The organism is Neisseria sp. GT4A_CT1 (genome assembly GCF_000227275.1).
In the GTDB taxonomy this organism is placed as follows: Bacteria; Pseudomonadota; Gammaproteobacteria; order Burkholderiales; family Neisseriaceae; genus Neisseria.
Genome location: NZ_JH164966.1, coordinates 8,932 through 17,233, shown reverse-complemented (window position 1 = coordinate 17,233; position 8,302 = coordinate 8,932). Strand labels below are relative to the sequence as shown.

General features: G+C 48.1%; 5 protein-coding genes and 2 pseudogenes. 2 read left to right on the top strand and 5 right to left on the bottom strand.

Going from position 1 to position 8,302, the window contains the following annotated elements:
- The 5 genes and pseudogenes from HMPREF1028_RS04835 to HMPREF1028_RS04810 all read right to left on the bottom strand — a co-directional run.
- A pseudogene (locus HMPREF1028_RS04835) lies at window positions 1-313 on the bottom strand (nitronate monooxygenase); the annotation flags it as partial.
- A gap of 730 nt (window positions 314-1,043) precedes the next feature.
- Complete coding sequence (locus tag HMPREF1028_RS04830; protein ID WP_009311680.1) at window positions 1,044-1,268, bottom strand: hypothetical protein; 225 nt, start codon at window positions 1,266-1,268, stop codon at window positions 1,044-1,046.
- Between the two features lie 125 nt (window positions 1,269-1,393).
- Window positions 1,394-1,864, bottom strand: a complete 471-nt coding sequence (locus tag HMPREF1028_RS12930; protein WP_009311679.1) for a hypothetical protein — start codon at window positions 1,862-1,864, stop codon at window positions 1,394-1,396.
- A 426-nt stretch (window positions 1,865-2,290) separates the two neighbouring features.
- Entirely contained in the window at window positions 2,291-3,601 is a 1,311-nt protein-coding gene (locus HMPREF1028_RS04815; RefSeq protein ID WP_009311678.1) for a DUF2130 domain-containing protein, read from the bottom strand.
- Window positions 3,602-3,836: 235 nt separating this feature from the next.
- The gene (locus HMPREF1028_RS04810) at window positions 3,837-5,606 is read right to left on the bottom strand and encodes an ABC transporter ATP-binding protein/permease (protein WP_009311677.1); all 1,770 of its coding nucleotides are present in this window, start codon (window positions 5,604-5,606) and stop codon (window positions 3,837-3,839) included.
- 250 nt (window positions 5,607-5,856) lie between these two features.
- Between HMPREF1028_RS04810 and HMPREF1028_RS04805 the strand changes: the two genes are divergently transcribed.
- A complete protein-coding gene (locus HMPREF1028_RS04805) occupies window positions 5,857-8,058 on the top strand; it encodes a TonB-dependent receptor (protein ID WP_009311676.1) in 2,202 nt (733 codons plus the stop codon).
- A gap of 107 nt (window positions 8,059-8,165) precedes the next feature.
- Window positions 8,166-8,228, top strand: a pseudogene (locus tag HMPREF1028_RS15420) (transposase); the annotation flags it as partial.
- Window positions 8,229-8,302: the final 74 nt, after the last annotated feature.

The following is an 8,302-nucleotide window of genomic DNA, read 5'->3' as shown; positions in this document are numbered from 1 at the left end:
CTTTGACGGCTTTCATGACGTTGACGGCAATCATGCCTTTACCGTTTGCGTCGGCTTTGGCTTTTTGGATTTCGCGGTCAAGCGCGGTGCAGTTGAGTCGGGTGTATTTTTCTTCGCTCGGATTGATTTTGGATTCGGCGAGCAGGTCGTCATGAAGGTGGCGCAAATCGACGCTGGCAATCGTGCCGACACCGTTTTCGCGGGCGACCGCGCTGGAGAGTTTCGATGCGGAAACGCCCACGCCCATCCCGCCTTGGACGACGGGAATCAATGATTTGCCTCGGATGTGCAATGGGTCGAAGTTGTTTTGCATGTATGGGTTCCTTGATGGTTGCGGGAGCGGACTGATATTGGCAGACCGGCTTTGCTGGATTTTTGAAAATTTATTTTTAATCAATGGGTAAGGTTTGTTTTTTTACTGAACCTGATGATATTGGGCTGCTTATATCTCAGGTTTTAGTAATTATACTCTAAATGTGGACAAAAATTAGAGTATCAATACAGTTTTTGCAAATTAAATTTGAAAAGTATTGTTAACTAAGAAATATTTTTTCGGGTTAGGTCGTCTGAAAGATTGATTTATCGAAGGTTCACTCAGGTACGGAGACGGTAAGCAGAGGTGTTCATATTATGTTAGAAGCCTGTACTTCCGATACTGGGCGTATCTATACCGGCAGCGAAAAATCAGAAAGCCGGACAATCAGTGGCAGCGTAACCAATCAAAATAGCCTGAACATGACGCTTAATGCTTTGGACTTGCAGAGTTTGTATAGTAAATTAACTTTAAACCAGTACGGCGTTGCCTCGCCTTAGCTCAAAGAGAACGATTCTCTAAGGTGCTGAAGCACCAAGTGAATCGGTTCCGTACTATCTGTACTGTCTGCGGCTTCGTCGCCTTGTCCTGATTTAAATTTAATCCACTATAAATTTAATCCACTATAAAAAGTCCTCAAGCAGGCTTTGCTGATTTATGACGTAATGGGATAGAGGGAAGGAAAGAGAAAAACGACCCGAAAGGGTCGTCTGAAAAGCAGAATAACGCACTAAGGTCGCCGAAACCAAAGATAGATGCATAAAAGTATCCAGCCGATGAAGGCGGCGCCGAGAACAGCACGAAGGATTGGGGTGCCGGCAGCAGATGAACGGACTCGCTCTCCACGGAGAAGAGCCTCATTATAGGCTTTCCGTTTTTTTCGAAGATCATCATTCCAGATATTTGCAGGATGCCAGCTATACGACGGATTGTGCATCATATCATCATCGTCCATGAGTAACTCCTTTTGAAATTGTATTTGGCAGGTCGTCTGAAACCGGATTACAGATCGTATTTCTGCTTCAGTTCAGTCAGTTCCCGTTCGGCTTCCCGTTTTCCGAGTTTGTCAAACTTCAAGGCTTACCTTTTCACTCTGACCGAGCGCAAGTGCTTGAATTTGCCTTTGTCGATCAGGAAATAATGATGACCGAATTGTTCTGAACCGTCCTTATCTTGTAAATGTCCCTCAAGACAACCGGAGGCGATGACCAAGTTACTCTTCGGATCGGAACGGAAGTCGCCGTCCTCATCAATATCTCCGCAGCCTAACAGCAGATCGCCCAATTGAATCGGCGTTCCCGTGGTATTGTCGATTGCACCCGCTTCGATACAGCCTGATGTGCCGCAACCGAAACCGAAAGTGGAATATTTGCCGGCGGCGTTGGGACGGTTTTCTGCCAAAACCTCACGCAGCCGGGTGCGGAACGTACGGGCGTAATGGTCTTTCATATTGAGTTTGGCAGTTTTGCCGTTGAAGGTATTTTTTGTCGGATAGCCGTCGAAGCGGTAAATTTTTTGCTTTTGAGCGCGTTCGAATTGGGCTTTGGTCATGGTCAGCTCCGGACCTGCAACAGCAGTGAATGGAACGAGTAATAAGACCGTCAAAATACAGCTTGGTTTCATCATATACTACTTTATAGAGTCTGTTGTAGATTTGATATTCAAGAAGAACATCATGACAGTGTTGCTAAAAAATTGTATTCCCCGTCATTAGAAACGTTGTCGTAAACGATAATGTTTCATATCCCTTCATTTCTCGCTCCTCCTGATGTAGAACCTGGCTTGCACCGAGTATCTGAATAGTCTTTTGTGCGTCTAAGATTTGTGGCGGTTCATTTTTCAGACGACCTTTTTGTATAGTGGATAAATGAGTTTGTTCACGAACTGATAGAAAACGAGACACCCGTCCGCCGTCACTCCTGCTTGCGCGGGCGTAACGACTGGCTGGCGTTTCTATTTTCATTCTCGAAGCAAATCTCAATCCTCTTTTTTCTCCAACGCGGCAAAGGCGGCCTTCATGGTCGGATTTTTGCGTACTAATTTTTTGACGGTCAGGTCGGTTGCTTTGTTGTTGGCGAGGCGCAGGTTGTTTTCTGAAGAAAGCAGGGCTTCTTTGGTTTTTTGCAGATGGCTGATGGTTTTGTCGATTTCGTCGATGGCGGTTTGGAACTTGCGGCTGGCGAGTTCGTAATTGCGAGCGAAATCGGTTTTGAACTTGTCCAAGTCTTCTTCAAAGTGCGTGATGTCGATGTTTTGCGCACGCATTTGTGCCAATTCTTGTTTGTATTTCAATGAATTGAGCGCGGCGTTGCGCAACAGGGAGACGATGGGGATAAAGAACTGCGGGCGCACGACGTACATTTTCGGGTAGGCGTAGGATACATCGACGATGCCGTTGTTGTAGAGTTCGCTGTCGGCTTCCAAGAGTGAGACGAGGACGGCGTATTCGCAGTTTTTTTCTCTGCGGTCTTTGTCCAACTCTTTGAAAAAGTGTTCGTTTTTCTTTTTGGTGGCGGTTTCGTCGCTTTCGTTTTTCATCTCGAACATGATGGAGATGATTTCGTTGCCTTCTTCGTCGGTTTCGCGGTAGATGTAGTCGCCTTTGCTGCCGGTTTTGGCGTCGTTGTCTTTGCCGAATACAGCTTGGGGAAAGGCGGTGGTGCGGATGCGGTTGAATTCGGTTTCGCAGTGCTGCTCAAGGCTTTCGCCTATCATTTTGGTGGACTGTTTGGCTTTGAAATCTTTATAGAAGGCGATGGTTTCGTCTTTTTGTTTGAGTTCGGCCTCGTATTTTTCGCGCAGGCTTTGTTTTTCCAACTGGTTTTCTTTGGATTGCAGCATGAGCTGCGTGTTCAAATTGCCCAATTCGCGCTCTTTTTCGGCAACGGCTTTGGTGATTTCCAGCTCTTTTTCCATGTTTTTCGCCGTTTCCAGCGATTTTGCCTGCGCCTTCAGTTCGGCAATCAATTTGTCCTGTTCGGCGATTTGCGCTTTCAGACGACCTTCGATTTCGGCGGCGGCGAGTTTGCTGTCTTTTTCGTAGGCGTTGATTTGGTTGGACAGGGCGGCGATTTCGTGGTTTTTGTCGGCTAGGATTTTGTCGAACTGATTTTGCGCCTGCGCTTGGGCAAGCTGCATATCGCTTTGAAACTGGATCTGCGCCTGTTGCAGGCGCTCGTGGATTTCGGTTTGAAATTCTTGGGTGCGGACTTGGTTCAGGATGTCGGCGTAACAGGCTTCGTTGACGGTAAACGCGGTGTGGCAGTGCGGGCATTTGATTTCGTGCATGGCGGGTTTCCCTTGTATTTGAAGCGTGTGATTTTAGCAGAAAGGTCGTCTGAAAAAGTTTTAGTGAAACTCGCTGCGCTCGTTTTGGCGAAACCCTTACGGGTTTTCAGACGATCTCGTTGCTTTATAGTGGATTAAATTTAAATCAGGACAAGGCGACGAAGCCGCAGACAGTACAGATAGTACGGCAAGGCGAGGCAACGCCGTACTGGTTTAAAGTAAATCCACTATAAATTCAATCGCAAGCTACGTTGCCGACATCAAGACTGAAATCGTGAAACTCGTTGAGCGTGCTGCGGTGGCCGATGCTGATGATGATGCTCTGCGGCAGTTTGCGTTTTAAGGCACGGTAGAGCAGGGCTTCGGTCGGTTCGTCCAAAGCGGCGGTGGCTTCGTCGAGCAGGATGACTTTGGGCTGCGAGAGCAGGGCGCGGACGAAGGCGACGCGTTGCAGTTCGCCTGGGGAGAGTTTGTGTTGCCAGTCGTCGGTTTTGTCTAATTTATTAATCAAATAACCTAAGCGGCAGGTGTTCATGGCTTCGGCTAACTCAGGATGCTGTTTGTCGATGTTAGGGTAACAAATCGCGTCGCGCAGGCTGCCTTGCGCCGTGTACGGGCGTTGCGGCAGGAAGAGGATGTCTTGATGCGGCGGACGGCTGACCTTGCCGCTGCTGCCGAACGGCCAAAGCCCCGCCAGCGCGCGTAGCAGCGAGGTTTTGCCACAACCGCTCGGGCCGCGTATCAGTAGGGAATCGCCGCTTTTGAGGTTGACGTTGATGCCGCTCAACAGGATTTCGCCGTTGTGGCGGAACAGGGCGACGTTTTCCAGCGAGAGGTCGTCTGAAACTTGGATAATGTCAGGTTGCTGCGCGCTGTGTTGTTCTTCCGTACTCAGCAAAAAGCCGTACAGACGCTCCAATCGGGCGCGGTAGGCGGTGAATTTGTTGTAGAACATCCGAAAGAAGGACAGGGCGTTTTGCAGTCGGGCGAAGGCTTGGACGGTCTGCTGAATGTCGCCGATCTTGATTTGTCCGGCAAACAGGCGCGGGGCTTGCAAAATAATGGGAAAGAGCTTGATTCCGTTGGTAAACATATCGTTAAAGCCGCTCAAGCAGACGCTTTGGCGGGCGATGCGCCAACGGTTGCGGATGATGGCCTTGAAGCGGTCGGCAAGTTGGTCGTGTTCGTGTTGTTCGCCGCTGTAAAACGCCACGCTTTCGGCGTGGTCGCGCACGCGGATGAGGGAATAACGGTAGTCGCCGTTGAGTTTTTCGTTTTCATAGTTGTAACGAATCAACGGGTTGCCTATCCACATGGCGATAAAGGTCGCCAAAATCACAAACATATAGACAAACCAAACGATGCCGTGCGGAATGTCGACGCCGAACACGGTCAGGATGCCCGCCAAGCCCCACAAAACAACGGCAAATTCCAGCGAGGTAACGACCGAATTGACCATGCCGCGCACAAATTCTATGGTCGATGCGATGAAATCCTGTGCGTCCTGTTGGATACGCTGGTCGATATTGTCCGGCGCATGACGGCGCATTTGCAGGCGGTAGTAGTTTTTGTCGGCAAGCCAGCGCGTTGTCAGCACTTCATTCAGCCGCTCCGACCATTTAATCGCCAAGCCTTGATCGAGAAAGTCGTTGACGACGTTGTTAAACGCCCGTACCAACACCACGCCCGCGTTCATCGCTGCAAACATCCAAAACGCGGAGGCGTTCAAATCCTGCATCGAGTCGTAAAGCCCTTTGGACATAAAGGTACTCAATACATTCAACCGCACTTCGGTCAGCAGCAGCGTAATCATCGCCGTAATCAGCAGCAATACTTTGACCGCGCTTTTCGGCGTCAGACACAGCCGCAGGATATAGGCAAACTCGCGCCCGAAGCGCGTTTCACGTGCCAAAAACAGAATCACCGCCGAGGCGGCGGCGACCATCAATAAGGTCTGTAACAGCCAAGACGGCGTGGAATAAAGCTCGATTTGCCATTTTTGCATGTGCGTTGTCTCTTGAGGCAGGCAGCGGGCAGGGGTCGTCTGAAACCCGGATTCTCTGCTTAATAAAATAATTTATAATTACTATGGAAAAAGTTTTGATTTATGTTGTATTTTTGTTTTTACAAATGGTTATCATCACTTTTTATAGAAAAGCAGAATGTTATCAAATATAATTCCGCAGCAAAATTACTTTGTGATTTTTAACGTTTATTGCAATAAAAATAACCCACCTCAAAGACAGAAGGAATCTATGAACAGCAAATTAGCCCTAATGCCGCTTTTGATTATGAGTGCGTTTTCTTATGCCGCCGATGAAGCGACGCCCGAAGCCCCAGTGCAACAGCAGTTGCAGGAAGTCCATGTCCGCGCCGACGCCAAACGCGTCAAAGCCGCCCGCTCTTACTCCATCGCCAGCGACGGCGACTTGCGTGACCGCGTGAACTTGGGACTACTTGGTAAAGCCAATGCTTTCACAGCGCCGATTACGGTTGTCAATTACGATGAAAAAGTATTGGAAAACAACGCATCCCGTACATTAGTCGATACAATCGCCAAGAACGATGCCTCTACCATGCAGTTCGGCGGTGAAAGCAACACCATTCAAGGCGTCTATGTCCGTGGTTTGCAACTTGATGCCCGCCAGTTTAGTATCAATGGCTTGGCAGGTCTTTATTCTTATTACCACACCCCGACTGCCGGCGTTTCTTCTGCACAGTTGATTAAAGGTGCTTCAAGTTCCACTGTCGGTATGGACCCTGAAGGTGCAGCAGGTTCTTCTGTCAACATCGAAACCAAAAAAGCATCCGATGAAGGCAACCGAAAAATCGGTTTAGCGGTTTTCGGTAAAAATCGTACCGAAGGCGCAATCGATATCGGTCAGCGTTTTGGTGAAAACAAACAGTTTGGCATCCGTTTCAATGGTAAATACCGCAAAGGTGAAACCGCCCGTAAAGGTTATAAGGAAGATAATCAGGAATTTGCATTAAATACTGATTATCGTGGTGAGAAATTACGTCTGTCTTTCGATTCGATGTATAACCACCGTAATACAGAGGGAGGTCGTGCGCGTATTCATGAAATGCAGGATCTTAACTTTGCCATGCCTGCCGCACCGAGCGGCAAAACCCTGCTTGTCCCGTCTTGGCAGGAGCAAACTACTAAGACCATGACGAATGCACTGACTTTCGAATACGATACTGACTACAATATGCAGATTAGTGGTGGTTTAGGTTATATGGAGTCTGTGTATAAAGGTTCGTTTACACAACTGCTCATGAAAAACCGTGCAAAAGGCGGTAATTTAGGTAATTACACGGCGCAGGCCGCACAACCGTTTGAATTCCTTTCACGCACAACAAGCGGTAATTTGAAAGCGCGTGGTGAATTTGAAACCGGTCCGATTGTTCACAATTGGGCTACCTCACTCGATTATATTAAACGACACCGCGACCACGATCAGGGAACGCGCAACGGCGATGCCTTGGATACCAACATCTACAACCCTGTTTTCCCTGTTACCCACCGCAACAATCCTGCCAATATACAAGGCACAGAGCATACGACTTATGAGACTCCCAGCCTTGCAATATCCGATACTTTGGGTTTCGCGGATAATACTATCCGTTTAACCTTGGGCGGACGTTATCAATGGGTAAAACAAACTGCTCATCCAAATTTGACAGGCAATGCAAAAACTGATGCAAACCGCCGCTCTTCTACTGTGAAGTTCAGCAAAAAACGGTTCAGCCCGATGTTTGCAGCGGCTTGGGTGCCTAATACGGGTATGGTAGTGTATGGAAACTATATGCAAGATTTGGAACCGGGTGCGACTAACGAGGATACTGGAGAAATGTCCAAACCTCGTGTCAGCAAACAGATTGAAATGGGTGTACGAAAAAACTGGGGTGATGTTGTAACCAGCCTGAACGCTTTCCAAATCGTCCGTCCGGGTTATTGGCGCAACACGCAAGAGCAGCATGGTAAAGAAATCAACCGTGGTGTTGAGTTTAATACGTATGCCAACCTGATGAATAAAACCCTTCGTCCGAGCTTTGGCATTATGTATCTGAAAGCTCAGTTGAAGGATTATCCGCGTTACAATAATACTTTAACAAATGGTAATCAGGTTGCTAGCCCGCGTGTTATTGCCAAAGCAGGTATCGAATGGGATACGCCATTTGTTGAAGGTCTGACTTTGAAAAGCAATATCCAATACTACGGTAAGTCTTTCCAAGATACTGAACGCCAATATAAACTGCCGTCCTATACCTTGGTTGACGTAGGCGCGCGCTACAAAACCAAGCTGGGTAAAAATACCCTGACCGTCAGCAGCTCGGTAGAAAACCTGTTCAACAAAAACTACTGGCAGGTACAGCGCGGCCAATACGACCGCAGCTTCGCCGTAGTCGGCATGCCGCGTACTTACTGGCTGAAAGCGGAATTGGATTTCTAATATCCGAACAGGCCAACCGGTAAAGGCAAAGGTCGTCTGAAAATCCTCAATCAGGGTTTTCAGACGACCTTTTATATTGTTGTTTGAATGGGGCAAGTGATATGACTTATAGTGGATTAAATTTAAATCAGGACAAGGCGACGAAGCCGCAGACAGTACAGATAGTACGGAACCGATTCACTTGGTGCTTCAGCACCTTAGAGAATCGTTCTCTTTGAGCTAAGGCGAGGCAACGCCGTACTGG

What these genes read in the sequence shown, in the direction of transcription:
- HMPREF1028_RS04805 (WP_009311676.1), top strand. Translation starts at nt 5,857, where the DNA reads ATGAACAGCAAATTAGCCCTAATGCCGCTTTTGATTATGAGTGCGTTT.
- HMPREF1028_RS04810 (WP_009311677.1), bottom strand. Translation starts at nt 5,606, where the DNA reads ATGCAAAAATGGCAAATCGAGCTTTATTCCACGCCGTCTTGGCTGTTA.
- HMPREF1028_RS04830 (WP_009311680.1), bottom strand. Translation starts at nt 1,268, where the DNA reads ATGGACGATGATGATATGATGCACAATCCGTCGTATAGCTGGCATCCT.
- HMPREF1028_RS12930 (WP_009311679.1), bottom strand. Translation starts at nt 1,864, where the DNA reads ATGACCAAAGCCCAATTCGAACGCGCTCAAAAGCAAAAAATTTACCGC.
- HMPREF1028_RS04815 (WP_009311678.1), bottom strand. Translation starts at nt 3,601, where the DNA reads ATGCACGAAATCAAATGCCCGCACTGCCACACCGCGTTTACCGTCAAC.